The sequence below is a fragment of the Sporosarcina sp. Y1009 genome, from assembly GCF_057669865.1.
In genome coordinates this window covers 150,805-175,047 of the sequence record NZ_JBYHFO010000006.1, presented here as the reverse complement: position 1 = coordinate 175,047, position 24,243 = coordinate 150,805, and the positions used below count along the sequence as shown (strand labels likewise).

General features: G+C 37.8%; 25 protein-coding genes. 21 read left to right on the top strand and 4 right to left on the bottom strand.

Annotated features, from left to right (window positions below; genetic code table 11):
- Positions 1–31 precede the first annotated feature (31 nt).
- The 8 genes from AC25Y1_RS09910 (at position 32) to AC25Y1_RS09875 (ending at position 8,782) form a co-directional block, all read left to right on the top strand.
- Positions 32–1,576 carry a spore germination protein gene (locus tag AC25Y1_RS09910; protein ID WP_488147815.1) on the top strand — a complete coding sequence of 515 codons (1,545 nt, stop codon included), beginning with the start codon at positions 32–34 and terminating at the stop codon, positions 1,574–1,576.
- Positions 1,573–2,679 (top strand): GerAB/ArcD/ProY family transporter, encoded by a 1,107-nt coding sequence (locus AC25Y1_RS09905; RefSeq protein ID WP_488147814.1) that lies wholly within the window; start codon positions 1,573–1,575, stop codon positions 2,677–2,679. Before AC25Y1_RS09910 ends, AC25Y1_RS09905 begins: the two co-directional genes overlap by 4 nt.
- Positions 2,672–3,859 carry a Ger(x)C family spore germination protein gene (locus AC25Y1_RS09900; RefSeq protein WP_488147813.1) on the top strand — a complete coding sequence of 396 codons (1,188 nt, stop codon included), beginning with the start codon at positions 2,672–2,674 and terminating at the stop codon, positions 3,857–3,859. Before AC25Y1_RS09905 ends, AC25Y1_RS09900 begins: the two co-directional genes overlap by 8 nt.
- 8 nt (positions 3,860–3,867) lie before the next feature.
- Positions 3,868–4,026: a hypothetical protein gene (locus AC25Y1_RS09895; protein ID WP_488147812.1), complete on the top strand. Its 159-nt coding sequence runs from the start codon at positions 3,868–3,870 to the stop codon at positions 4,024–4,026.
- 116 nt (positions 4,027–4,142) lie between these two features.
- Positions 4,143–4,292, top strand: coding sequence for a hypothetical protein (locus tag AC25Y1_RS09890; protein WP_488147811.1), 150 nt, complete (start codon positions 4,143–4,145; stop codon positions 4,290–4,292).
- Between the two features lie 236 nt (positions 4,293–4,528).
- Positions 4,529–5,371, top strand: a complete 843-nt coding sequence (locus AC25Y1_RS09885) for a pirin family protein (RefSeq protein WP_488147810.1) — start codon at positions 4,529–4,531, stop codon at positions 5,369–5,371.
- Positions 5,372–5,742: 371 nt separating this feature from the next.
- The gene (locus tag AC25Y1_RS09880) at positions 5,743–6,792 is read left to right on the top strand and encodes a C45 family autoproteolytic acyltransferase/hydrolase (RefSeq protein WP_488147809.1); all 1,050 of its coding nucleotides are present in this window, start codon (positions 5,743–5,745) and stop codon (positions 6,790–6,792) included.
- A 448-nt stretch (positions 6,793–7,240) separates the two neighbouring features.
- On the top strand, positions 7,241–8,782 hold the full coding sequence (locus AC25Y1_RS09875; RefSeq protein ID WP_488147808.1) for an IS200/IS605 family accessory protein TnpB-related protein: 1,542 nt from the start codon (positions 7,241–7,243) through the stop codon (positions 8,780–8,782).
- A 422-nt stretch (positions 8,783–9,204) separates the two neighbouring features.
- Here AC25Y1_RS09875 and AC25Y1_RS09870 read toward each other — a convergent pair whose 3' ends face one another.
- The 3 genes from AC25Y1_RS09870 to AC25Y1_RS09860 form a co-directional block, all read right to left on the bottom strand.
- Positions 9,205–10,266, bottom strand: a complete 1,062-nt coding sequence (locus AC25Y1_RS09870) for an alkene reductase (RefSeq protein ID WP_488147807.1) — start codon at positions 10,264–10,266, stop codon at positions 9,205–9,207.
- Between the two features lie 70 nt (positions 10,267–10,336).
- Complete coding sequence (locus tag AC25Y1_RS09865) at positions 10,337–10,804, bottom strand: cyclophilin-like fold protein (protein ID WP_488147806.1); 468 nt, start codon at positions 10,802–10,804, stop codon at positions 10,337–10,339.
- A gap of 3 nt (positions 10,805–10,807) precedes the next feature.
- Complete coding sequence (locus tag AC25Y1_RS09860; RefSeq protein WP_488147805.1) at positions 10,808–11,374, bottom strand: sugar O-acetyltransferase; 567 nt, start codon at positions 11,372–11,374, stop codon at positions 10,808–10,810.
- A gap of 127 nt (positions 11,375–11,501) precedes the next feature.
- Between AC25Y1_RS09860 and AC25Y1_RS09855 the strand changes: the two genes are divergently transcribed.
- The 6 genes from AC25Y1_RS09855 to AC25Y1_RS09830 all read left to right on the top strand — a co-directional run bounded on the left by AC25Y1_RS09855 (position 11,502) and on the right by AC25Y1_RS09830 (position 16,548).
- On the top strand, positions 11,502–12,383 hold the full coding sequence (locus tag AC25Y1_RS09855) for a LysR family transcriptional regulator (RefSeq protein WP_488147804.1): 882 nt from the start codon (positions 11,502–11,504) through the stop codon (positions 12,381–12,383).
- 463 nt (positions 12,384–12,846) lie between these two features.
- Positions 12,847–13,569 (top strand): dihydrofolate reductase family protein, encoded by a 723-nt coding sequence (locus tag AC25Y1_RS09850; RefSeq protein WP_488147803.1) that lies wholly within the window; start codon positions 12,847–12,849, stop codon positions 13,567–13,569.
- A gap of 203 nt (positions 13,570–13,772) precedes the next feature.
- Entirely contained in the window at positions 13,773–14,855 is a 1,083-nt protein-coding gene (locus AC25Y1_RS09845; protein WP_488147802.1) for a PQQ-dependent sugar dehydrogenase, read from the top strand.
- Positions 14,856–15,061: 206 nt separating this feature from the next.
- Complete coding sequence (locus tag AC25Y1_RS09840; protein WP_488147801.1) at positions 15,062–15,880, top strand: ABC transporter ATP-binding protein; 819 nt, start codon at positions 15,062–15,064, stop codon at positions 15,878–15,880.
- Between the two features lie 154 nt (positions 15,881–16,034).
- The gene (locus AC25Y1_RS09835) at positions 16,035–16,337 is read left to right on the top strand and encodes a DUF6442 family protein (RefSeq protein ID WP_488147800.1); all 303 of its coding nucleotides are present in this window, start codon (positions 16,035–16,037) and stop codon (positions 16,335–16,337) included.
- 1 nt (position 16,338) lies between these two features.
- On the top strand, positions 16,339–16,548 hold the full coding sequence (locus AC25Y1_RS09830; protein WP_488147799.1) for a helix-turn-helix transcriptional regulator: 210 nt from the start codon (positions 16,339–16,341) through the stop codon (positions 16,546–16,548).
- A gap of 159 nt (positions 16,549–16,707) precedes the next feature.
- Here the strand turns inward: AC25Y1_RS09830 and AC25Y1_RS09825 are convergent, their stop codons facing one another.
- The gene (locus tag AC25Y1_RS09825) at positions 16,708–16,809 is read right to left on the bottom strand and encodes a hypothetical protein (RefSeq protein ID WP_488147798.1); all 102 of its coding nucleotides are present in this window, start codon (positions 16,807–16,809) and stop codon (positions 16,708–16,710) included.
- Positions 16,810–17,370: 561 nt separating this feature from the next.
- On the opposite strand from AC25Y1_RS09825, the gene AC25Y1_RS09820 reads away from it, so the two are divergent.
- From AC25Y1_RS09820 to AC25Y1_RS09790, 7 genes are all read left to right on the top strand, one after another.
- Positions 17,371–18,294: a LysR family transcriptional regulator gene (locus tag AC25Y1_RS09820; protein ID WP_488147862.1), complete on the top strand. Its 924-nt coding sequence runs from the start codon at positions 17,371–17,373 to the stop codon at positions 18,292–18,294.
- 113 nt (positions 18,295–18,407) lie between these two features.
- Positions 18,408–19,046 (top strand): HD domain-containing protein, encoded by a 639-nt coding sequence (locus AC25Y1_RS09815; RefSeq protein ID WP_488147797.1) that lies wholly within the window; start codon positions 18,408–18,410, stop codon positions 19,044–19,046.
- A 451-nt stretch (positions 19,047–19,497) separates the two neighbouring features.
- Positions 19,498–20,979, top strand: coding sequence for an FAD-binding oxidoreductase (locus tag AC25Y1_RS09810; protein WP_488147796.1), 1,482 nt, complete (start codon positions 19,498–19,500; stop codon positions 20,977–20,979).
- Positions 20,976–21,524: an MFS transporter gene (locus AC25Y1_RS09805; RefSeq protein WP_488147795.1), complete on the top strand. Its 549-nt coding sequence runs from the start codon at positions 20,976–20,978 to the stop codon at positions 21,522–21,524. Before AC25Y1_RS09810 ends, AC25Y1_RS09805 begins: the two co-directional genes overlap by 4 nt.
- Positions 21,525–21,931: 407 nt before the next feature.
- Positions 21,932–22,252 carry an ArsR/SmtB family transcription factor gene (locus tag AC25Y1_RS09800; RefSeq protein WP_488147794.1) on the top strand — a complete coding sequence of 107 codons (321 nt, stop codon included), beginning with the start codon at positions 21,932–21,934 and terminating at the stop codon, positions 22,250–22,252.
- Positions 22,253–22,290: 38 nt separating this feature from the next.
- Positions 22,291–23,235, top strand: a complete 945-nt coding sequence (locus AC25Y1_RS09795) for a cation diffusion facilitator family transporter (RefSeq protein ID WP_488147793.1) — start codon at positions 22,291–22,293, stop codon at positions 23,233–23,235.
- 288 nt (positions 23,236–23,523) lie between these two features.
- Positions 23,524–24,153, top strand: coding sequence for a nitrite reductase (locus tag AC25Y1_RS09790; protein ID WP_488147792.1), 630 nt, complete (start codon positions 23,524–23,526; stop codon positions 24,151–24,153).
- Positions 24,154–24,243 lie beyond the last annotated feature (90 nt).

Genomic DNA, 24,243 nt, shown 5'->3' with positions numbered 1-24,243 from the left:
AGAGTAGCTGTTGGAGAGTGAGAGGGATTAAATGGCACGTTACAGACAAAGAAAAATGAAACAGCAAAACACATCAAATGAAAGTTTTTCCATCGAATTGTTTAGAGAACTTAATCAAAACATAGAAAATCTACATAAAATGTTAGATAGTCCAGGGGATTTAAATGTTCGCGAGTTTACAATTGGTGAGGCGAATACGAAGTGTGCCATTGTTTATATAGATGGTTTAATCGACAGAAATTTGGTGCAAAATACCTTACTGGAAAACTTCCAAGGGAAAATGAAGAACCAACAAATAGTTGATGAAACAGATCTTTTAGATAAAATATATAAGGAATTTATCTCTATTAGTAAAATTGAAAAAGGTAAAACAATCGATGACGTTTCCAATGCCATCCTTTCTGGGAGTGTCGTGTTCTATTTAGATGGAATAGATACCGTCCTATTAATCGATGCGAAAGGTGGGGAAACGCGCTCTATTGAACAACCAGTAACAGAAACGTTAATACGTGGACCAAGGGCATCATTTGTGGAAAACATAGGTACGAATTTAGCGCTAATTCGCCGTTATATTCGAGATCCGGATTTACGTTTTAAGACACATCAAATAGGACGTCGTAGCAAGCAAAATCTTGTTGTAGCATATGTTGATGGTATTATTAATCCCGAGATTTTGAAGGAAGTTAATCGTAGACTTCAAACGATTAATGTCGATGATGCGCCCGAATCAGGTTTTATCGAACAATGGATTCAAGATAGCTTTCTATCGCCCTTTCCACAAATGTTAGAAACAGAAAGGCCTGATATGGTTTCAGCAGCTCTCTTGCAAGGAAAAGTAGCGATTGTATTAGATGGAACTCCATTTGTTTTATTAGCGCCATCAACAATAAGTGATGTTTTTAAATCCCCTGAAGATTATTATGAGCGCTGGCTATATGGAACGTTACTGAGGATGTTACGCTATTTCGGGGCGTTTCTAGCATTATTTTTGCCTGGTCTATATATTTCATTAGTTTCATTTCATCAAGGTTTGCTTCCCTCTAAACTAGCTTTCTCAATAGCTGCGTCTAGAGAAGGGGTCCCTTTTTCCCCTGTTGTAGAAGCAATCCTTATGGTAATAACGTTGGAATTATTACAAGAAGCGGGGATAAGGCTCCCATCACCAATTGGACAAACGATTGGTATTGTTGGAGGACTAGTTCTTGGACAAGCTGCCGTACAGGCGGGTATTGTCAGCCCAGTTATGGTTATTGTTATCTCACTTACAGCAATTGCGGCCTATGCAACTCCAACATTCAGCTTTGGTATTGCACTACGGATTCTTCGTTTTGCATTTATGTTTGCAGCAGCTATTTTCGGTCTTTATGGAATTATCCTTGTTTTTATAATGATTAGCATTCATGTGGTGAACTTAACGAGTTTTGGGGTGCCTTATTCTACTCCATTTGCGCCTACAATGTTAAGGGACTTTAAAGATCTTGTACTACGAGCCCCAAGAACAATGTTAACCAAACGCCCAGAATATCTGCAAACAGAGGATGAAACGTCCGCAGATAAAGGAGAGCAAGGTTCATGAAAACGTTTAAATATGGAGACGGAAAAATCGGAGAAAAAGAACTCATGATTGCTGTAGCTTCGGTAGTAATTGGAGGAGGGATCCTCACTTTACCGACAACTTTGGCTAAAGCTACGATTGGGTCAGATGGGTGGATTTCGTTAGCAATCACAGGGCTAATTTTTGTCTTTTTCACATGGATGGTAGCTAAGTTAGCAGCACGTTTCCCTAATCAAACATTTCACGAATATGCATCTTTAATCGTAACAAAACCTGTGGCAATCATTTTGACTAGTTTATACGGGATATTTTTTTTACTCCTTTCCTCTTATGTTGTACGTAATATTGCTGGTATTACTAAAGATTATTTGCTTGATCAAACCCCAATTGAGGTGATTGCACTTGTTTTTCTACTCGTAGTTGTTTATGCCGTATCAGGTTCACGGGTTGGATTGTTTCGATTGAATATGCTTTTTTTACCAATTATTATCTTGGTTGCTTGTGCTATCTTGCTCTTTAATTTAAAAACGTTTGATTTCAATAACTTATTGCCCGTGTTTAAAACAAGTTTTGCTGGATATGCAAAGGGATTTAAAACAAGTATTACATCCTATCTTGGGTTTGGGGTTATTCTATTTTATATTGCATTCGTTAAGAATCCAAAAAAAGCCCCTAAGGCAGCGGCGATTGGTATGTGCATCCCTATCATTTTATATATCCTGATTTATATAACTACTCTAGGTGTTTATGGTCAAGTAGCCACAGCTAATCTGATGAATCCATTAATTGAATTAGCGAAGCGAGCGGAGATACCAGGGATGCTACTAGAGAGGGTTGAATCCCTTTTCTTTGTAATCTGGTTGATGACTATTTTTACTACCGCCGCAATGACATTTGATGTAGCTGTACTTGCGATTAATTCTGTCATGAAAAAGATAGCCAAGATAAAAATAATACTTGTTCTGGCACCGATCCAGTACTATATCACTATGCTTCCCCAAAACTATATTCAAGTGTCAACGTTTGGCGAGGTCATTAGTTACGCTTTAATTACATTTACTGTATCTGTGACGGTTTTGCTGCTTTCAGTTGCTAAAATAAGGGGAGTGAAAGGCAGTGAATAAAAGAAGATTTCATTTTCTTTATTATTGTTTAATTGTTTTTTTATTAACGGGTTGCTGGGATGAGACTAATATTGAAGAACGTGGTTTTGTAGTCGGATTAGCGATTGATTTAGCTGATGAAAAAGTAAACGGTAATCATCAAGTAACGCTAACAAACCAATTAGTAGTACCACCTGGAATTGGGAGTCCTAGTGATGGTGGTGGGGGAAATCAAAAAGCATATTTGAATTTATCAGCTAGCGGGGATAGCCTATTTGCTATAGATAAAGAGATGAGAACGTCAACAAATATAATGCCTTTTTTAGAACATTTAAAGGTTATTGTTGTTTCCGAAGATGTCCTCAGTACACCACATCTGTTTCCAAGTATTATGGATGTGTTTTTCCGCAATCATGAGATCCGAAGAGTAACGAAAATAATCATTGCTGAAGGAAAGGCACAAAAAATCCTTGATATCACTCCTGAAAATGAAAAAGTGCCTGCGCTTTATATGGATACTTTACTATTAGAAAAAAACTTAGGAATAATAGGTACTTTAAAGCCTGTGCAACTTGGTGATATGCATGAGTTTTTTTTATCCGATAGCAGTTTTACGCTCCCTAAATATACGCCTTCCGATAAGAAAATAAATTATGAAGCAGGCGCAGTATTTCATGGATATGAAGGTAAGTTAGTTGGAACCCTAAATAAACAAGAAATGCAAGGCTTGAATTTAATAATCGGCGAATTTTCAGGAGGTCCAATTGAATTTGAGCATGAGGGAAATTTGATAACATTTAATATTAATCAAGCAAGTAGTAAGATTAAAATGGATACAAAAAATCCGGAAACGATAACGATATCCGTAAATATAAATGCAGAAGGTAGAATTGTAGAAGTTTTTGGTACGGAAAATATCATGAGTCCTAAAACTGTAGCTGAAATTGAAAAGAAAGCTGGTGATAAAATACAGGAAATCGCTCAGATGACGATTGAAAAGGCACAAAACGACTTAAGTGCTGATGTCTTTGGATTGAAAAGTAAATTAAAGCAAAGACATTATCAAACATGGCAAAAAGTAAAGGATAACTGGGATCATGGTGACAATTATTTTCGAGAAAGTACATTTCATGTAAAAACTAAGGTAAGGATTCGATCTGCAGGAGACTCGGAAAAATCACAAAATAAAGGGGAGGAGTAAGTGGTAATATGGGTGAACTCTTAGGGTTTTTACCCGGAAAGTTAATATTTATTTGCACGTTGCTTGCTTTCTTGATACCATTCTCGGTTTATAAAGTTAATCAAAAACTTCACGAGCATGGTGATCCGGCCTGGAAGAAAGAAGAACAGAAGGGGCAACCAAAATAATGGGATCTAGTCAGCTGTTTTTTTTAGAGGTTGTTCAAAAAGTTCAGTGGAAATGCCACATCGAATTACAGAACTTACGAACGAAAAAGCCCGCTTCCTAAAGGGGCGGGATGATAGTGAGTTCGTTGGAGGAAATGGCGTCAATGGATGTTGCAGATATGACGCGTGGACTGGCGCAAATCGCTTTTGATCATCATACGGTTGGATTACAATTAAATCCCTTACCAAAAACAGAGTTTAATGGATACACGTTTTTTAACGTGTAAGAACGCGCATGGGTTGAGGAGCCGAGTACCGGATCTTCAACTTTTTCATTGTTTACAAGAATAGTAGATTTTAATAACTTACCGAAATTCAAAGACGTGAAAAGAAAGATCATTCAATTAATAAAGAGCGGATAATTTGGAGGAATGTTGATCTTGACGTAAAGTACAATTAAATGCAACTGTTTCATATAAGACCTATACACTCACTTTAAAATAATTGTGGGAGGCTGTTAAAAATGAGTAAGAAAAACATAGCGTTGAGAGGAATTAGAAGTGTTAGAGATGTCATAGTTGAAGAAAGATCACCAGGTCATAAAGTTGGGTTAGTAATTGAGCCGAATCACTGGGAGGACGTAGATCCATTTTTATTGATGGCAGAAGATCATTTTGTACGCGGCACATTTGGAATGCACCCGCACCGCGGTATTGAAACTGTCACATATGTGATTGATGGAAAGCTTGAACATATGGATAACAAAGTAGGTGAAGGTGTTCTAGAACCTGGTGATGTCCAGTGGATGACAGCTGGTAAAGGGATTATTCATACGGAGGACCCGGCTGCTGACGAAGTTGCCCATGTCCTACAACTATGGGTCAATCTTCCAAGTGACAAGAAAATGACTCAACCACGTTATCAAAATATGCGCGGACAGGATATGCCAGTTCGACACGAGGACGGGGCAACGATGCGTGTGTTTTCGGGATCTTCGATGGGTGTATCGGCTAATACGAAAAATCACGTACCTGTCACGATGGTAGAATTTAATGTTGATGCAGGTGTGACGGTTATACAAGATTTACCTGGAAATTATAATGGGTTTCTTTATATTTTAGATGGTAAAGGAATGTTTGGTAAAGACAATGCGGTAGGTGAAAAAGGGCAAATTCTTTGGCTTGACCGTGGATTGGGTGAAGAAAAAACTGAAGTGACCATTCATGCAACAGAAAAACTGCGCGCCCTTTTATATGCTGGACAACCAATTGGAGAAAAAGTTGTCGCACGCAGTCCATTTGTGATGAATTCGGAAGAAGAGATTGCACAGGCTTACAAAGATTATAGGGAAGGAAAATTCGAGTAAGAAGACTCTATTATCCTTTTTTATCCCGCATTAACGGGCAGTAAGACGCCCACCTCAAGACTTGAGTTAAACGATAGGGATAGGTGGGAGTCAACTGCCCGTAAAAGCCCGATTGGTTCAACTAACAATAAGTGGGGGAGATCATCCCACTTATTGAAGTTTCACTTTATCCCACATTAACGGGCAGTAAGACGCCCACCTCAAGACTTGAGGAAAACGATAAGGCTAGGTGGGCGATCAACTGCCCGTAAAAGCCCGATTGGTTCAACTAACAATCCGTTAGGAAGAATTGAACTGCATTCTTCTTTCGGGGATGAGGAAAACCCCCACGGATTGAGTTTCACTTTATTTATAACGAGGAGATGGTGTATATGAATCATTATCATAGCGATGTCGTTCAGTTTAGAGGAAATCATTATGATTTCGGTTATATGCAGGGGGAGTTGTTAAAGAAGTCTCCAATCTTGTTTAATCGTGAAAAACAATGGGCTGAAAGGAGAAAACATCATTTTGCTATAAATGAAGAAGAGGCAGTTCAACTATTTTCCAAATTTCTTCCTAGTATGTTAGATGAGCTACAGGGGCTAGCAGATGCACTCAATTGGACAATGGAGGATGCGCTCAGAGAATTTGGCGGTTATTATGTCGATTATGAGAAAAGTGGCTGCTCTATTTTAACAGGATCCAAATTTATGATCCGAAATTATGACAGTCATCCTGGTTACTACGAAGGGCGGTATGTCGTTTATCAGCCAACAGATACGGGATATGCGACGATAGGTCCTTCAATGCAAATCACAGGACGTACCGATGGAATGAATGAAAAAGGGCTTGCAATGGGCTACAACTTTATTAACCGAGTAGGCTCGGAAAATGGATTTGTCTGCAATATGATTGGCCGGATTATTTTAGAAACTTGTGCCGATGTAGAAGAGGCAATCACTTTATTAAAAGAAATTCCCCATCGTACGTCATTTAATTATGTATTGGTGGATCCAAGTGGTGAAACATTTGTTGTAGAAGCTTCGCCGAGACAAGTAATCGCGAGGAAGTCGAATATTAGTACGAATCATTTTGAAGTATTAACAGAAGAAAACCGCTATCGTACAGGCGATTCTTTGAGAAGACAGAAAGTATTGGAACGTCAGATAAGTGATAATCCAGATGTATATAAGGCATATCGAAGGTTGAACGATCAAGAAAAAGAGATATTTTCCAGCAAATATGATGCTTCTGCAGGAACAATACACACATCTGCTTATCTTCCAAGAGAAAAGAAGGCTTTGTTTGCAATTGGTGGTAATCGAATGCCGGTTATCTTTGATTTCAATCGATTCTTAGAGGGTGAGAGAATAAATATTAAACAAATCAAGGGCATGCTTAATTATCATACACTTTTTGTCAATATGGATGACGACTAATTGTATTAGAAAACAAGAAAATCACCCCATACCGTCAGAAGACACAAGGGTGATTTTCAAGATGAAATTGTCGCGGAAGGTATTCCTGAAGGCAAAGATGGCGTGAGAAAGTTTGCTCGCCGCGTCTTCTTATTTCATGGCGACTGTATACTTTTTTTATTGGTATAAAGATCAATCATCCAAAATTATAAAAAAATAGGGTTTTCAGCAGTTACCAGAACCGCATACATCAGTAGACAAAATGTTGTGACTAAGTTTATAATTTAAGTATGGAAAAGTTATATAGATTGAACGAAGCCGCGGATGTATTGGGCGTAATTGGAAAGAAGTTACAAAAATGGGATTAGGCTAGGAAAGCTCATTCTTGTGATTTTCTCCGGAAAAGTCTACGGGATTTTTAGTTATAAAAACAAATTACTAGAAAACCAAATAAAGGGAGCGGTAGAAAATGTTGCAAACTTACCAGACGAAAATCAAAAACGTCCAACTGAATGATCAGCTAACCACGGATATGTATTTTGAAGAGTACGGTAAGTTTTTTGGTATGTTAGAAAGAAAGTTATTTGTTCAAAGCCATATAAAGGGCATAGCCCCTGCTTCTTTGAAAAAGACCTTCTCGAAAGAATACGGCATCACTTCGCGGCAATTTAATTCAATACGAATGCAACTAGATGGAAAAGTATCATCATTGAAAGAAAAAAGAAAAGTGGATATTCAAGATGTGGAAGACAAAGTTAAATCTGCACAACTTTTCATAAGGAAAAGAGAAAAACAAAAAGAAAAGCAGTTTGTAAAGCTACAAACAATCAAACGAAGTGATTCCCGGTATGAAAAGCACTTGAAAAAATATAGACGCACAAAGTTTGTTCTTCATCAAAAGAAAAGAAGACTAAGAAATCTACAACAAAAATTACACCGTTTGAAAACAGACGAGGAAACCAATACACTCCGTATTTGTTTTGGTTCCAAAAAATTGTTTCACAAACAATTTCACTTAATTGAAAACCAATATAGAACACATAACGAATGGAAAATCGAGTGGGATGAAGCGCGAAGCGCACAATTCATGGTAATCGGTTCCAAAGATGAAACCTTTGGAAATCAGACGGCTACCTATGATTTAGAAAATAATTTAAGGTTGCGTGTCGCCGATGCCTTCATTCCAAAGTACGGAAAATATGTGAACTTGCCACAAATTCATTTTCCATATGGCCAACAACAATTAGATAAGGCGAAAATCAAGTATGCAGGAGTCACCAGGCGCGGGAAACCCCAAAAATACTTCCGGTCGATTACGTATCGCCTTTTAAAGAAGAAAAAAGGATGGTATCTGAATGCAACGGTCGATATCGACACCCCGAAAGCAACTACATCCAGGGACAACGGATTAATCGGAATCGACTTGAATGCCGGTTTTTTTTCTATTTGTGAAATTGATCGGTTCGGAAATCCCATCAAAGACTGGAAAATCGATGTTCCAATGTATAGCCGTACCAAACATCAAATCGAGGCATCAATGAGTGACGCCCTTAAACAGATCCTAGACTATGCGGCTGAAGTACAGAAAAACGTGGTCATTGAGAAATTGAATTTCACTAAAAAGAAAAGCGGGCTCAGAGAAATGGGACCCAAATACGCTCGTATGTTGTCGGGATTCGCCTACAGTTCCTTTAACAGAATGATAGAATCCAAGGCGAAAAAGCTTGGTGTGCAAGTTCAAAGGATCAATCCGGCTTACACAAGCCAAATCGGCCACGTGAAATTTATGACGAGATATGGACTAAGCTCCCATGGAGCCGCAGCTTGTATGATTGCAAGAAGAGGCTATTATTTTAAAACAGAAAAACCAAAGTACGATACCGCTTTATCCCTTCCTAGACATTTCAACAAAGAAAAATCCCATTTCAGCAATTGGCGAACAATCACGGCCCATTGGAGAAAAAGTTATTCATTTCACGATAAAATCGAATTATTAAAAGCAGATATTTAAACCCAGCACCGCTCTTTTAAAAAGTTTGGAGCAACGCTTCTCTGAACCTGCAAGGAAGAAAGATACCACGTACTCCAAATTTGTTTGTCCTTATTTTAGTAGCGTAGCTAACAGCTTTTCTAGAGTGTCGGATGGATTCGGCATCCTTTGCCGTACTATGGAACCGTTAAGGTGCGTAGTATTGCAATGCGACAAAGACGTTGAAGTCTAGGTCGGTCGAAAGACTAATCTAGTACGGATGTTTTTATTCTTGAATCAGGGTGTGATTCCCTGACGCGATTCGCAAAAAGCTCTGTTCGTTTTGCGTGCCGAGGTTTCAATCCTTGGAACAATATAGATGTAAGTTATTGTGGCTTTGTACACGGATGTCTATATTTTTAGGAACGGTTACTGATTAGTAATCATTTCTGGATTGAATTTGATTATTTACTTAAAAACGGATAATCCGTATACCCTTCGGCACCGCCACCATAAAACGTATTACGATCTGCTTCATTCAGTGGGGCATTGTTCTTTATTCTCTCTACAAAATCTGGATTCGCAAGCGCCCATGCCCCTACAGGAACCATATCTGCTAAATCATGATCGAGATCTGTTGTAAGTTGTTCAAGTGGACGTCCAGCTCGGTTTACGAGTAATGGATTTGACCATAACTGACGAAGATCTTTTAACAAAGGCTCATTCCCAACGTGCATAATATGAAGATAAGCTAAATCCAATTTTTCTAATTCAGCAACAAGGTAGCGATATACATCAGGACCAGATTCGCCCTCGTCAATGTCATGTAATGGTGAGGAAGGAGATATTCTGAAGCCTGTTTTGTCTGCGCCAATCTCATCAACAACGGCTTTCGTTACTTCAATGGCAAAACGAGCTCGATTTTCAATCGTACCGCCATACTCATCATTTCGGTGATTTGAATTTTCACTTAGAAATTGTTGAATCAAATAACCATTCGCACCGTGTATTTCAACACCATCAGCTCCAGCTTTTATTGCGGCAGAAGCAGCTGTGCGAAATTCTTGAATGACTTCATTGATCTCCTCTTTGCTGAATGCCCTAGGAGTTGGCGCCTCTTTCATCCCTTCAGCGGTAAACATCTCAACTTTAGGTGCAATAGCAGATGGTGCGACAGGCTGACGGTGATGGGGCGTATTATCGGGATGTGAGATACGTCCAACATGCATGAGTTGAATGAAAATGTGGCCGCCTTCCTCGTGAACACGACTCGCGATTTTTTTCCATCCCTCAATATGTGCTTCCGTATAGATTCCGGGTGTGTTAATATACCCTTGACCATCATCTGATGGCTGTGTCCCTTCACTAATGATCAAACCTAAACTTGCGCGTTGTCCATAGTATTCCGCAGTAAATTCTCCAGGTACGCCATCATCTAAAGCGCGGCTTCTTGTCATTGGTGCCATTGCTAAACGGTGCGGTAATGTCATATTTCCAACTTTTAATTCTGTCCATAATTTACTCATTATACATTCTCCTAAATTTCTATTTTGTAGGTCATAGTTGAATAAACAAAGTGACTTTCTGAAAGTCTAGTTAATCCGCCTTTGATATAAAGACGTTTCCTTCCATGTCCGTGAGGTAGTCTAACCCTGCGACAATTTCGCCTAATTTAATAATCCCAGTAGAGTATCGGAAATCCTTATAATAAAATACGAGTCCTTCCCATGGCGCATAGTAGGCGAAATCTCCAAGATTCGGATCATATCCAAAATTACCTTCTGGCTTAGGTAAGGGCTCTAATAAATCTGTTACTTTTTCGGTGTGCGCGTAATCTTTGAATTCAAATTCCAATGGGAGACGATCATAAAATGCATTGGCGGAATGATTGTTTTCAAGCAATACTAAAATCTCTTTGTCATCAAATTCCAATCGTATTTTTTTTTCTGAATCCCCAGTAATCATTTGTGATTCCTCCTCTATATTTTGACCAACAGGAAGTATGAAAAAGAAGAACAAGGCAACGATTGCTAAAATAATTAAAGCAATTCCTAACCTTTTCATTAATTATATCCTCTTCATAAATTTGGCTGGAACGCCTGCAACAACAGTATTTTCTGGAACATCCTTAGTGACAACTGCTCCCGCTGCCACAACAGAGTTTTCCCCAATCGTCACCCCGGGTAGGATTGTTGCGCTTGACCCAATCCAAACATTCTTCCCAATTACAACTGGAAAGGAAAATGTTGTGTTTCTTGTCTCCAAATCTATCCCATGATTAAGTGTAGCAATCGTGACATTCATACCTAACATTGAACCGTCTCCTATGCTAATTCCACCCCTATCTTGAAATGAACAGCCTGTGTTAAAAAACACGTTTTTTCCAATGGTAATATTCTTACCAAAGTCTGTGTGGAATGGTGGAAAACACATAAAAGAGGGATCAACTTTGTTACCGGTTAGTTCACTAAAGATATCGACTACTTCTTCTTTAGAATGAGCGGATGTATTCAATTCGGTCGTTATCCTTATGGCTTCATAACTATTTTGAGTTAATAGCCCATGTAACTCTTTATCTTCACCCGAAATCGGATTACCTTGCTTGCAAAACTCAATAAAATCATCCATTTCCATAGTTAAAGACCACCTTTTAATTTATTCTTTTCTATTTAAATTGTAGAATGATATGATTAGGAAAACAAATACCTATACCAAATACGTTCATATGCTTATTGAGCATATCATGGTGAAGGGGGATATTATGGAGATACGAGTGTTACGTTATTTTGTTGCTTTAGCCAATGAGCGGAATATTTCAAAAGCCGCTGAATCGCTGCATTTGACACAACCGACGCTTTCTCGCCAACTCAAAGAATTGGAAGAAAGATTAGAAACGCCTTTATTTATTCGCGGTAATCGTGAAATTATACTTACAGAATCAGGCCACTATTTACTTCAAAAGGCGAAAGAAATTATTGAGTTAGTTGATAGAACCGAACACAATCTAAGTGAATCCTCTGAGGATATTCATGGTCAAATTGCAATTGGATGTGGTGAGACTGAGGGCATGCGCATCATCGCGAAGACTTTTAATAAACTGCAATCAAAGTATCCCAATATTATCTTTCATCTATACAGTGGCAATGCAGATGATGTTTCTGAACGAATAGAAAATGGTTTACTCGATTTTGGATTATTAATCGACCCGACAGACAAAAATCATTATGATTTCATTGAACTACCGTATCAGGATCAGTGGGGAATTCTAATGAGACGCGATAGCCCGCTTGCACATAAAAAGGTCATAAACCCGAGTGATATAACCAATCAACCACTTCTCGTCTCTCGCCAAAGTATTGTTGATAATCAACTCTCTGGTTGGCTTGGGCGAAATATCAATCAAAATCCAATTGTTGCAACCTATAATCTTATTTTTAATGCTGCTATTATGGTAGAAGAAGGATTGGGTTATGCTTTGTGTATAGATCGACTTATTGATTCATCATCTAATCAAACGCTTCAATTTGCGCCATTAGATCCACCATTGGAAGCAAATTTAAATCTTGTTTGGAAGAAAAATCAAGCATTATCGCCTGCGAGTCGCGCGTTTTTAAAGGGATTACGACATGATTTAACAACTTGATTTTTCACCAAGAAAAGCGCAAGGAAATTATTAAATTTCCTTGCGCTTTTTCTGATATATCATGATGTAAAGGACGAAATATCGAGGGTTTAAGAGTATGCCTCACACATTTACCTTTTTAAAAATGAACTGTTGGTAGTTGGGTTAGTAATTCCATTTGCTACAGCAATGAAATAGCGTAAGACTCGGATCTCTGTAACAATTTTCTAGGTATACATATACCCGATAGGCATGCGAACATATTTGGTATAGGTATTGGATATTCAAATCATTTCAGTTTATTATGTAATTGCGTAGGTAGAGGATTTGCCGTATTGGAATTTGATCTTGAGACGAATGAACAACGAGAAATCATAACTAACTTGGTCAAATTAGGGAAGTGTAAATTGAGGAGATTCAAACGTAAAGCGATCATTTAAATTTTACGATTACTGCATTTAATAAAAAATTAGGAGGATTATTGATGAACAAACCTTATGTTATTATACACACACATACGTCCATTGATGGCAATCTGGATATTATGGATTTGCGAGAATTTGAAGAGGCGAGTCGACAATATCAAGAACTTTCACTGGACCCTGAAAAACAACAGTTTGAAATACAAGGCTATTTGAACGGTAAAACGACAACAGAAGACAACATGACTTTTTATAAGGAACCAGAGGTAGATGAAAACGCAGATCCCGTTCCTGAAGGGGATTATGTGGCAGTCCCCGATGCGCCCATGTATTACTTATCAATAGATCCACGAGGAGAATTAGCCTTTGAAGAGAATACCTTTGGCTATGGCGGTGTCCCTTCTCACATTGTAGAAGTTTTAACGGAGCAAGCATCAAACGCCTATAAGGATTTCCTCAGAAAGAAAAAGATATCATATATTATTGCTGGTAAAAATCAAATTGTTTATGAAGTGATGCTGGACAAGTTCTACAACCTCTTCGATATCAAGCGAATGATGGTTGGAGGAGGCGGAACGATGAACTGGTCTTTCGTTCAAAGTGGACTGGTTGATGAAGTTAGTGTCATCTTGGCTCCTATCGCAAATGGTGATCCAGACGGCCACCGATTCTTCGCAGCAAAAGAACCATATTCCAACATTAAGGAAACAGCTTTTCAACTTGAATCCGTTAAAGAATTGGAACATGGTACATTATGGATTCGCTATTCTGTAAAAACGAAGTAAAACAACAATGGAGAAAACGCCTTTACGCAGGATACATTAGGAGAAAGAAAAAGAGTGGGAGAAACAAGATGTCTCCGGATGGTTTTTCAATCACCATTCAATCAGTTATAGCATGTGAATCTATATTTGTGACACACATTACACTTTGGGGCGAAAAGGGCGGGCCTTTGGTCTGTTGTTCATGAAAGGGAGAGGTGATTAAGTTGAATAAGATCATAGCAATATCTTTGTTTGCAATACTTCTACTTGCTGGCTGTTCTGAAAATGGACAACAAGATCCCGGGGATGAACAGGAAAGAACTACAGATGAGCAGGGAAATCAGAAACAGGAAGTGGTAGCGGAAAATCTTGAAGCGCCTTGGTCTATTGAAAAGTTTGGAAATACATTCTATTTGACGGAAAGACCAGGAAACATCGTAAAAATAGAGAGTGGAGAAATTGAACGGCAAAGCATAGAGCTTGAGAAAGAACTGGCAACAGCTTCGGAGGCCGGTCTACTCGGGTTTGTGCTTGCTCCTGACTTTTCAGAATCGAACCTAGCTTATGCCTACTATACGTATGCAGACAGCGACGGACAATTTAACCGTATCATCACACTCCATTTGGAAGATAATGTGTGGAGGGAAGAGCGCTTACTTCTTGATAAAATCCCGAGTGGTTCCTATCATCATGGCGGCAGACTTAAAATTGGACCTGATGGAAAACTTTATGCAACAGCAGGTGATGCATCTGAGAGTGGTATTGCACAAGACAACAATTCGTTAGGTGGAAAAATTTTAAGAATGAATCTTGATGGGTCTATTCCAAGTGATAATCCATTTCAAAATTCTTATATTTATAGTTATGGACACCGAAATCCTCAAGGGCTTGCATGGTCGCCTGATGGCACGCTATATGCGAGTGAGCACGGTAATTCTGCAAATGATGAAGTCAATAAAATAGAAGGCGGTCAAAATTACGGTTGGCCGACCATTGAAGGCCATGAGGAAAAGGAAGGTATGGTTTCACCGCTATTCACTTCCGGAGATGGAGCAACTTGGGCGCCGTCTGGAATGGGTTTTTATGATGGCAATTTGTATGTGGCAGCATTAAGAGGAACGGCAATATTAGGATTTGATCCTGAAACAGGTGAACAGTGGGAAGTCATCACTGGACTTGGCAGAATTCGGGATGTGCTCATTGAAGATAACGATTTATATTTCATTACCAATAATACAGATGGACGTGGCACGCCAGAGGGGAACGACGATAAGTTATACAAAATCTCACTTTCAGAATCAAATTAAAATAAATGGAGAAAGTTTAGTTATATTGATGATTAGCTGCGATAAAAATATAAAAGTAGAGTAAATGAGCTGTCCGAAAAAGAGTTCCTTGCATGATTTACATAGTAATGTTACTATTCTGAAATGAGTGATAAAAAACACTCGGAGAAAGTTATGTTTAAGAAGACAATCATGAGCACGTTTTTTAAAAAAATGGGGGAAAAGATATGGATAGAGTGGTTACTTTTAAGGATGTATCATGGATAAGAAGTGGTCAGGAAATTTTAGGCCATATTGACTGGGAGATAAAGAAAAATGAGCATTGGGCGATTCTAGGATTGAACGGCTCTGGAAAAACATCATTATTAAATATCGTCACAGGCTATAACTTTCCAACAACTGGAGATGTTACTGTTCTAGGAAAAGAATTTGGCAAGACGAATTTACCAGAACTGCGAAAAGAAATTGGGTATGTGAGCAGCTCATTGGAAAGGTTTTCTCAAATTTTAGAGAGTGAAACAATAGAGAGAATTGTTGTAAGTGGTAAATTCGCGTCCTTTGGTTTGTATGAGAAGGTTTCAGCTGAAGACTGGGAAAAAGCGGACGCTTTACTTTCTGCACTGCGTTTGGATTATTTGAGTGGAAAGCCATATAATTTGTTATCACAGGGAGAAAGAAGAAGGGTACTTATCGCTCGAGCTTTAATGAGTGATCCTAAAATCCTCATTCTGGATGAGCCATGTACAGGTTTAGATGTATTCTCTCGTGAAGAAGTACTATTTTTAATGAATGAGCTCGTCAAAAATGATTGTCATTTACTTTATGTAACACACCATATTGAAGAAATTGTCGATGTTATTTCACACGTGGTACTGCTTCGTGATGGAAAAGTAGTAGCTTCGGGACCAAAGCAAAAAGTTTTGACAGATGAATTATTATCAAAAGCATATAAAATGCCGGTAAAAATTCATTGGGAAGACAATCGCCCATGGCTATCGATACAAAAAAACCTTGAAATGACAAACTTTTATAATATAAAAACTTAACGATAACTAAAATTCCCTTGCCCGCATTCCAAATGAGCAAGGGAATTTCTATTTGATAGACAAATAAAATTGACAAGTCTACTTGACAACAATGTACAAAGCAATTATGATTAACTTGTCAAGTAGACTTGTCATAAAATGCGGAGGTGGCGAAATGAATAAGGAAGAAGTTTTAAAAGTTGCACAAAATGAAAAGTTGGATGAAGGCCGCAAGTATATTAACGATTTTGCATTAGGAGCTGTAGGGGCATTTGCTTATATGGTAATTAGCCTTTTGATTGTGTATAAAATTATAATTAATGAAAGTTTCGGTGAGTTACTTAGTATATTAATTGGTATGGTTGGTGCATTTTGTTATGGGAAATTTGTGTTAACTTCAAAAAAGTATTGGTTTATTGTAGCTATTATTTTCTTGGTAGGAGCAGGCATGGTCTTTATAGAAATGCCTGGCTTATAATATGGCGAACGAAAAATTAGTACTTCATAACAATTTAAAAACTGTGCGTGCAGCGCAAAAATTAAGCCAAGCCAAACTAGCCGAAAAAGTCGGTGTATCACGCCAAACAATTAGTAATATCGAAACAGGAGAATTTGTTCCCACAGCAAGACTAGCGTTACTACTTTGTTTAGCGTTAGATAAAAAGTTTGAGGAACTATTTTATTTTTAAAAGGATTTCCAAAGTGATTAATTGAAAGAAGCTATCGACCCTGAAGTATATCGACAATATAAAACACCTTTAAAATTGGTGCATTTTTAAAGGTGTTTTTGAAAGTATTCATAAAGGCATACAAGGGAGAGGACCAGTCGCTTCAAAATAATCAGTCATTCAATTAGCCTCAATCTCCTCTATCAAAGGGAGTCTAATCGCTATTGTTGTGCCGTGTTTATTTGATTTCACGTGTATACGGCCATCGTGCGCTTCAACCAATTGTTTGGAAATCGTTAATCCGAGACCTGTTCCGGTATTATCTGTACCAGGCTCGCTATCATGAAAGACGGACTCATTGTTAATGAAGGAACTTTAGTTGAACTTAAGCGAAAGTATACTGAGTCACTTGAGGTGTTCATCGGATTTTAGCAAATCAACCAGATCTCGAAGATGTTTTTCTAAATGGCTAAATAAAGTCGCTTGTCTCTAGTCATGGCATATGATTCTAAATTTGATATAGTTGTAGATAGTAGTGGCAAAGTACGAGTGTTGAATAAATTCCAGGAGATTATAACAAGTGAAGGTCATACAGATTTAAAAAACAAGATAAGTTGTCTTAGTGAATGAAATTTCCAATCACGCCACTGACAACAAAGAACACATTGTGGTAAAGAAGCAAGACATATTAGCCGAAAAAATAATTTCTCCATAAGGAAGAGGTAGAAGAACCAGATATGTCCGTTGATTATATGGAAGAAGTATTATATAGGAAATGCGTTTCTAAACCAGCTTTGATAGCATAGTAACAATAATAATTTAATTAGAAAGGATTGAAACAATATCGAAATACGGCATTTAGAATACTTTTTAATGGTAAGTAAAGAACTACATTTTACAAGAGCAGCTGAAAAATTAGGTATTTCACAACCAACTTTGAGCCATCAAATTAAGACGCTTGAACAAGAGATAGGATATGCACTTTTCAACCGCATTGGTAAGAAGATTGAACTTACAAAGGTTGGAGAAATTGTTCTACAAGAAGCATTAACGATTCAAAGTTCTTTACAAAATATATCTTCTCAAATTAAAGCATTTGCGAATGTAGAAATCGGAGAATTGAAAATCGCTGTGTTACCGGGGGAAATAACGGACTTGGTATCCACCCTTTGTGTAAAATTCAACCAAATATATCCGAATATTAAAGTGTTTATTGAAACTACGGATCAGGTGGAAAAAGCGGTATTGGAGAATCAAGCTGATTTTGGTATTGGTTTTACATTTAATCGCAATGACATGTTACAGATGACAAAATTATATGATGAAGAATTTTACTTGATTAGTAATCAAAGGAACGAAGAGCAGAAGATTGTATTTTCCAGCGTTTTAGATAGTGCGCTTATTTTATTTCCAAATACGCATCAATGCAGAAAAATACTTGATGAAACGAGTAGTGAGTTTGGCAGGCGGTTAGAGCCTATTATTGAAACATCTAGTACTGAATCTATCTTGAAGCTTGTTCGAAATGGGGTTGGTAGTAGTGTCGTTTCGCGGACATTATTTGAATTTTATGATACAAAAGATTTATATTTCCAGTGTATTGAAAAACCAGCGTTAATGAGACCAGTTTATCTCGTGATGAAAAAGAATAGCTTTATCAATTATGCAGCACGTAAATATATTATGTTATTAGTACGTGAAATCGAAAAGCTTCATTTTCATACAGAAAAAGATGCGATTAATTCTTTGCAAAGATCTATATTATAGCTTTTTTCTATCATCATCATAGAGATGATAGAATAGACGGATGATGTATTCCTCTTTACAATGAAGACAACTCATGAAAGTGAGAAATATAGATTGCGAAGGGGTTTTTAATCATGCGACAAGAAATAGCAGGTATCAAAATTCCGGATTCTCAATTGGCAAAAGATGCAGCAGATATTTTACGTGATCATGGGAATGATTTGTTATGGAATCATTCTAATCGTGTGTTTTTATTTGGTGCGGTCAATGGAACAAAAGCAAAACAGAATTATGATCTAGAGTTACTGTATGTTAGTGCATTATTCCATGATTTAGGCTTAACAAAAAAATTCAGTAGCCCAGATTTACGATTTGAAGTAGATGGCGCAAATGCAGCTAGAAGCTTTTTGCAGCAATATCAAATTCCAGATGAGTCGATTCGTCTTGTATGGGATGCTATAGCATTACACACGACACCTGGTGTTGCAGAACATAAGGAATCTGAAGTTGCACTCCTCTTTTCTGGTGTTGGTTTAGATGTGATGGGAGATGGTTTTGAGCAATTCCCTACCGACTTGCGTGAAGAGATTATAAAAGCTTTTCCGCGAAACAATTTCAAAAAGGAAATTATTCCAGCATTTTATGAAGGGTTTAAGCATAAGCCAGAAACGACTTTTGGCAATATGAAAGAAGATGTTATTCAACATTTTAAACCAGAATATAAAAATAATAATTTCTGTCATTGTATTTTACATTCACCATGGTCAGAATAAGCCAACTGTGCAGAGTTTTGAACTACTGGTTAGTAAAGCGCAAAATAATAAACAGCCATTGGAATGTTCCGATGGCTGTTTATTTTTGTCTTACCTTAAGACGCAAGAGATATCGTTCTTTTTTGTTGTCTACCTACATATGATAGATTTTTCAGTATACGAAAAGTGTAGTATAATATGGATATAGAAAATTATCGAAAAACCAAGACAACCGTGAGTCTGCTCAATTCTCGCTTCGTATTTTAACCTCGAAACCAACAATGACTACTGTGATCTTTATTGATTCATTCTTCCAACGTGCAGCCATGCGAATATAATAGCGAAGGGTGTTACATCCAAAATCCTACGTGAGGAATTTCCTCAACTGAGTCATATACCAAGCTTCGACCTTTTCATTTTGATAGAAAAAAATACATGGGAAAGTCGAAATCTGACAGAGGGGGGAGAAGCCGTGAAGAAGAGAGAAAATTTAGTTAGGTCAATTATTTTCTTCGGTATTATCGGATACGTCATGTTATTTATCTTCTCATTTTATCAAAACAAAACGAAAGATGAACTGTTAATACAAGACGTCAGTCGTTTGTTTCCAACGCAGGTGAAAGAAATTGTGCAGGGGCAGGAAGAAGAGGCGTTAGTGGAAGTGGTAAAAATGGCTAAGGAAAAGGACTTGAAAATTTCCATCGCTGGCTCGCAACATAGCCAAGGTGGCCATTCCTTTTATGAAGATTCAGTGTGGCTCGATATGAGTGAATATGACAAGGTGCTCGATTTAAATGAAAATGAAAAGAAGATTACGGTACAAAGTGGCATCACGTGGAAACAAATTCAAGACTATATCAATCCGTATGGGTTATCCATCAAGGTGATGCAGTCGTCAAATATATTCACTGTCGGGGGTTCGTTAAGTTCCAATGTCCACGGGCGTGATCCAAAATACGGAACAATTATTGAAACAGTCGATTCGTTTCGATTATTGATGGCTGACGGGACGATAAAAGAAGTGAGTCGCACTGAAAATAAGGATCTCTTTTCGCTTGTTATTGGGGGGTACGGTCTTTTCGGTGTGATTTTAGATGTTACACTTCAACTAACTGACGATGTCTTATACATTTCAGAAATTGAAAAAATTGATTATGAGAAGTACCCTGAATTCTTTATGGAAACCATCTTGCCAGATCAAGACGTCGGGCTCCACTATGCACGACTGTCCATTGTGCCAAATGCGCTATTTGATGAAATGTATTCGACAACATTCAAACTATTAAACAGCGATGATGAGTTGTTTCCGACAGATGAAGAAACCTATAAGGAACTGACGACGTTGCAGGAAGAGCAATATGTCAAACGGAATAAGCTCTTATTTGGGTTGTCCCGTAAGTTCGATTGGGGGAAGAAGTTAAGTTGGAACATCCAAAACAAATTTCATGTCGATAAGAATGTGGGGAAAATAACGTCCCGCAACACGACGATGAGACCGCTTGTAGAGTTTTTAGAGTACGATGATTCGAACAAGACCGATATTTTACAAGAATATTTTATTCCAATCAATCATTTTGTAAGCTTTGTGGATGAATTAAAGGTAATCGCTGAAGATGAAGATTTGAACTTACTAAATGCAACGGTTAGATATACGAAAGCCCACGACGAAGGCTTTTTAAATTATGCAAACGAAGATACATTCGCCTTTGTTCTGCTGTTTAATCATCCGCTTTCCGAAAAAGGAACTTCTCATATGGAACAGGCGACACGTAAAATTGTGGACGCTGCATTGGCATTAGATGGGACTTATTATCTGACGTATCAACTGTTCCCAAGCCAACAACAAATTCGGGTTGCTTATCCGCGAATAGATGATTTTTTTGAAAAGAAAAGGGAGTTCGATCCGGAAGAGCGGTTTATGAATCACTTTTATGAGGAGTACAATCAACAATGAATTTAAAGTGGATTATTATTTCGCAAAGTTGGGTGTTGTTTGGCTCTGGTCTTGTGTTCCCGTTCTATATTATTTTCATACGTGAAGTAGGCGGGAATTTTTCGCAATTTGGGCTAGCATATGGAATGTTTATGTTAAGTTCGGCATTCGTCCATCACCTAGTTGGCAGAGTTTCCGATCAATTTGGACGAAAGCTATTTTTATTATTTAACGCATGGGGCACGGCTGTCTTATTTTTATTATTCCCGATGGTGACGAGCATCTGGGAAGTGTACATTTTACAGGTGTTATTAGGTGTTTTGGGCGCCATGCAAAAAACAAGTGAAAAAGCATTGATTGCTGATTTTACAGAAGGAAATGAGCGCGGAAAGCAAATTGGGTCCTATCATTTTTGGATCTCGATTTTTTCTGGATTTGCGGTAATCGCAGGCGGCTTTCTGATCGATATTTTCACGGTTGATATCATTTTTTATATCGGTTCGGTTGTTTTATTTATTAGCGGGTTACTTATCCTGCGAATTGACGAGGTTAAGAAAATAATGTGAAGGGCATAGTTTGGTGAAATGGTTATTACTAAATAAATGTTTTTTCATTTAAACAGGTGCTAGATTCTAACGGAATTCAGAGTTATGTTAGAATCTAGTACCAAAACTCATTGGACGAGTTGAAAATAGGTTTGCAAATATTGAAACAGTACCTTAATTAATTCAAATAAAAGTAGAGCAATCGAGCGCTTATTCTGGAAAGGAATCAATCAAATTAGGCCTAGCAACTATCGTTAACAAGGTTGCTAGGGTTTTTCTATTTAAAATGAAGAAAACTCATTAAGGAATAAGCAAAGAGCTAAATAGCTTTCGGGTTGACATTTACCAAACTGGATAAACTATATATGAACATGTAATCATATATACATATATGAGTGAGTAAATGTTTTATTGGAGGTGAAAAGGAAATGAATGAAAAGACATCTGTTGAAAACGTTCAAGATTTAGACGAGGAAACGTTATTTGTTGTATCACAAACCTTTAAAGCGCTGGGTGATCCAACAAGAATTCGTATTTTAAACCTATTATGTACGGAGGAACATTCCGTGAATGATATTGCAAATACTTTAGGGTTGAGTCAATCGACTGTATCTCATCAATTGCGATTCTTGAAAAATTTACGATTAGTCAAATTTAGAAGAGAAGGCACCACGATGTATTATTCAGAAGACGACCATCACATTATGAACTTATTAAAGCAGGCGATTGAACATGCGACGCATCACTGAGTGTTCCCTTTCTTGGGAACATCTTTAGGAGGATTCATATGGGACATAATCACGACCACGGCCATACATATGGCTCGAATAAGAAAGTATTGTTAATCTCATTTATATTGATTGCGAGTTATATGATCATAGAAGCGATAGGTGGATACTTAACAAACAGTCTCGCTTTATTGGCAGATGCAGGACATATGCTAAGTGACGCAATTTCATTAGCAGTTGCATTACTTGCGTTTAAGTTAGGTGAAAGGTTAGCGAGCAGAAGTAAGACATTTGGCTATAAACGTTTTGAAATTTTAGCGGCTTTATTTAATGGAATAACGCTAATTGTAATTGCCTTATTTATTTTTTATGAAGCAATCCCGCGTTTTGCAAACCCGCCTGAAGTAGCGACAACTGGAATGCTAATTATAAGTAGTATTGGGCTCGCTGTTAATATTCTTGTTGCATGGATTATGATGCGCGGCGGGGATGTAGAAGAGAACTTAAATATGCGCGGTGCATACCTACATGTAATTAGTGATATGCTTGGTTCTGTCGGGGCTATTGTGGCTGCACTGCTAATCATGTTCTTAGGATGGGGATGGGCAGATCCGTTAGCGAGTGTTGTCGTAGCTGCGCTGGTTTTACGAAGTGGGTATTACGTATCGAAATCTAGCCTTCATGTACTTATGGAAGGTACACCGCAAAATGTAGATATAAACGACGTGATTCAAACAATCGAAAAAACGAAAGGAATTCAAAGTGTTCATGATTTACATGTTTGGTCGATTACAAGTGGCTTAAATGCACTTTCTTGCCATGCAGTTGTGGATGATAAAATGTCAATTGCAGAAGGCGAAAAACTACTTCATAAAATCGAACATGATCTTGAACATAAAAGCATTCAGCATGTGACAATTCAATTGGAGACGTCTGCGCATCAGCATGGCGATTCGACACTATGTAATATGAAGGCTGAAGCATCAGATCATCACCATCATTAAATCAGAGGTGGAGGCTCGAGTTCGGGGCCGTCTACCTAAGGAAAAACAAATAATGAGTAATAAAACAAACATTTTGTATACCATGTGAGGGTATGGTAATATCCTTTTAGGATGATAAAATGAAAGTAAATCTATTCCAAGTCTAGCATTTGGGGGAATAAAATCATGCCTTTAGAGATGTTTATTATTTTTTGAAAATATTATACCCCTTACATGTATAGTGTAATATAAAGATGTTGATGGAATTAGCACCACAAGTTGTATAAATAAAAAGGATGTGTACTTTACATGGAGCAACATGAAAAAATGGTTAAACTAGCTGTGAACGGGGGTATATCATTTGGTTCAAAGTTGAATGCCAAACAACTAGTTGTCATTGCAGAATATATGGATGATGGCGCTGAACTCGAGTTAACAACGTTTCAACAACTTTATGTCGAGGTGCTTGCATCTGATGTTGAATTCATTCGAAAAAAATTCGAAGCGGTTGGCTTATCATGTTATCCAGTCGGGAACTTTGTGAAAAGCCTAAGGACCTGCAACTTTTGTAAAGGTTCGGAGCAAGAAGGGATGCCGGTTGCGATTGAACTTAATGAAAGAATAGCAGGAAAACCAGTTCCGAAAACACTTCGACCGGCTTATACAGGATGTCCGATTGGATGCGGCGAACCACTTGTCAATGATATTGGTGTTATGAAAATAAGAAATGGGTATAACTTATATATTGGCGGAAAAGCAAAAGGGTTGGATGTTAGAGCGGGTACAATCATTATGGAGCAAGTACAACCCGAGCAATTGTATGAGGCTGTTGACAAAGTCATTGCTATTTACGCTGAACACGGGAGGAAAAGAGAAGATTTCTATAAATTTGTGAACCGTTATGGTGTAGATAATTTAAAAAGTCAACTAGTGATATAATGATAAACATTTCGATTTGTATATTGAGGCCGACTTGTTCAGGTTGCCAATGTTTGTTGAACGTATGAATTGCACTTCTCAAATAAAAGT

Bases quoted from the DNA above. Each gene is read 5' to 3' on its own strand.
- AC25Y1_RS09910 (WP_488147815.1), top strand. From the start codon at position 32: ATGGCACGTTACAGACAAAGAAAAATGAAACAGCAAAACACATCAAAT.
- AC25Y1_RS09905 (WP_488147814.1), top strand. From the start codon at position 1,573: ATGAAAACGTTTAAATATGGAGACGGAAAAATCGGAGAAAAAGAACTC.
- AC25Y1_RS09895 (WP_488147812.1), top strand. From the start codon at position 3,868: ATGGGTGAACTCTTAGGGTTTTTACCCGGAAAGTTAATATTTATTTGC.
- AC25Y1_RS09885 (WP_488147810.1), top strand. From the start codon at position 4,529: ATGAGTAAGAAAAACATAGCGTTGAGAGGAATTAGAAGTGTTAGAGAT.
- AC25Y1_RS09880 (WP_488147809.1), top strand. From the start codon at position 5,743: ATGAATCATTATCATAGCGATGTCGTTCAGTTTAGAGGAAATCATTAT.
- AC25Y1_RS09875 (WP_488147808.1), top strand. From the start codon at position 7,241: ATGTTGCAAACTTACCAGACGAAAATCAAAAACGTCCAACTGAATGAT.
- AC25Y1_RS09870 (WP_488147807.1), bottom strand. From the start codon at position 10,266: ATGAGTAAATTATGGACAGAATTAAAAGTTGGAAATATGACATTACCG.
- AC25Y1_RS09865 (WP_488147806.1), bottom strand. From the start codon at position 10,804: ATGAAAAGGTTAGGAATTGCTTTAATTATTTTAGCAATCGTTGCCTTG.
- AC25Y1_RS09860 (WP_488147805.1), bottom strand. From the start codon at position 11,374: ATGGAAATGGATGATTTTATTGAGTTTTGCAAGCAAGGTAATCCGATT.
- AC25Y1_RS09855 (WP_488147804.1), top strand. From the start codon at position 11,502: ATGGAGATACGAGTGTTACGTTATTTTGTTGCTTTAGCCAATGAGCGG.
- AC25Y1_RS09850 (WP_488147803.1), top strand. From the start codon at position 12,847: ATGAACAAACCTTATGTTATTATACACACACATACGTCCATTGATGGC.
- AC25Y1_RS09840 (WP_488147801.1), top strand. From the start codon at position 15,062: ATGGATAGAGTGGTTACTTTTAAGGATGTATCATGGATAAGAAGTGGT.
- AC25Y1_RS09835 (WP_488147800.1), top strand. From the start codon at position 16,035: ATGAATAAGGAAGAAGTTTTAAAAGTTGCACAAAATGAAAAGTTGGAT.
- AC25Y1_RS09830 (WP_488147799.1), top strand. From the start codon at position 16,339: ATGGCGAACGAAAAATTAGTACTTCATAACAATTTAAAAACTGTGCGT.
- AC25Y1_RS09815 (WP_488147797.1), top strand. From the start codon at position 18,408: ATGCGACAAGAAATAGCAGGTATCAAAATTCCGGATTCTCAATTGGCA.
- AC25Y1_RS09805 (WP_488147795.1), top strand. From the start codon at position 20,976: ATGAATTTAAAGTGGATTATTATTTCGCAAAGTTGGGTGTTGTTTGGC.
- AC25Y1_RS09800 (WP_488147794.1), top strand. From the start codon at position 21,932: ATGAATGAAAAGACATCTGTTGAAAACGTTCAAGATTTAGACGAGGAA.
- AC25Y1_RS09795 (WP_488147793.1), top strand. From the start codon at position 22,291: ATGGGACATAATCACGACCACGGCCATACATATGGCTCGAATAAGAAA.
- AC25Y1_RS09790 (WP_488147792.1), top strand. From the start codon at position 23,524: ATGGAGCAACATGAAAAAATGGTTAAACTAGCTGTGAACGGGGGTATA.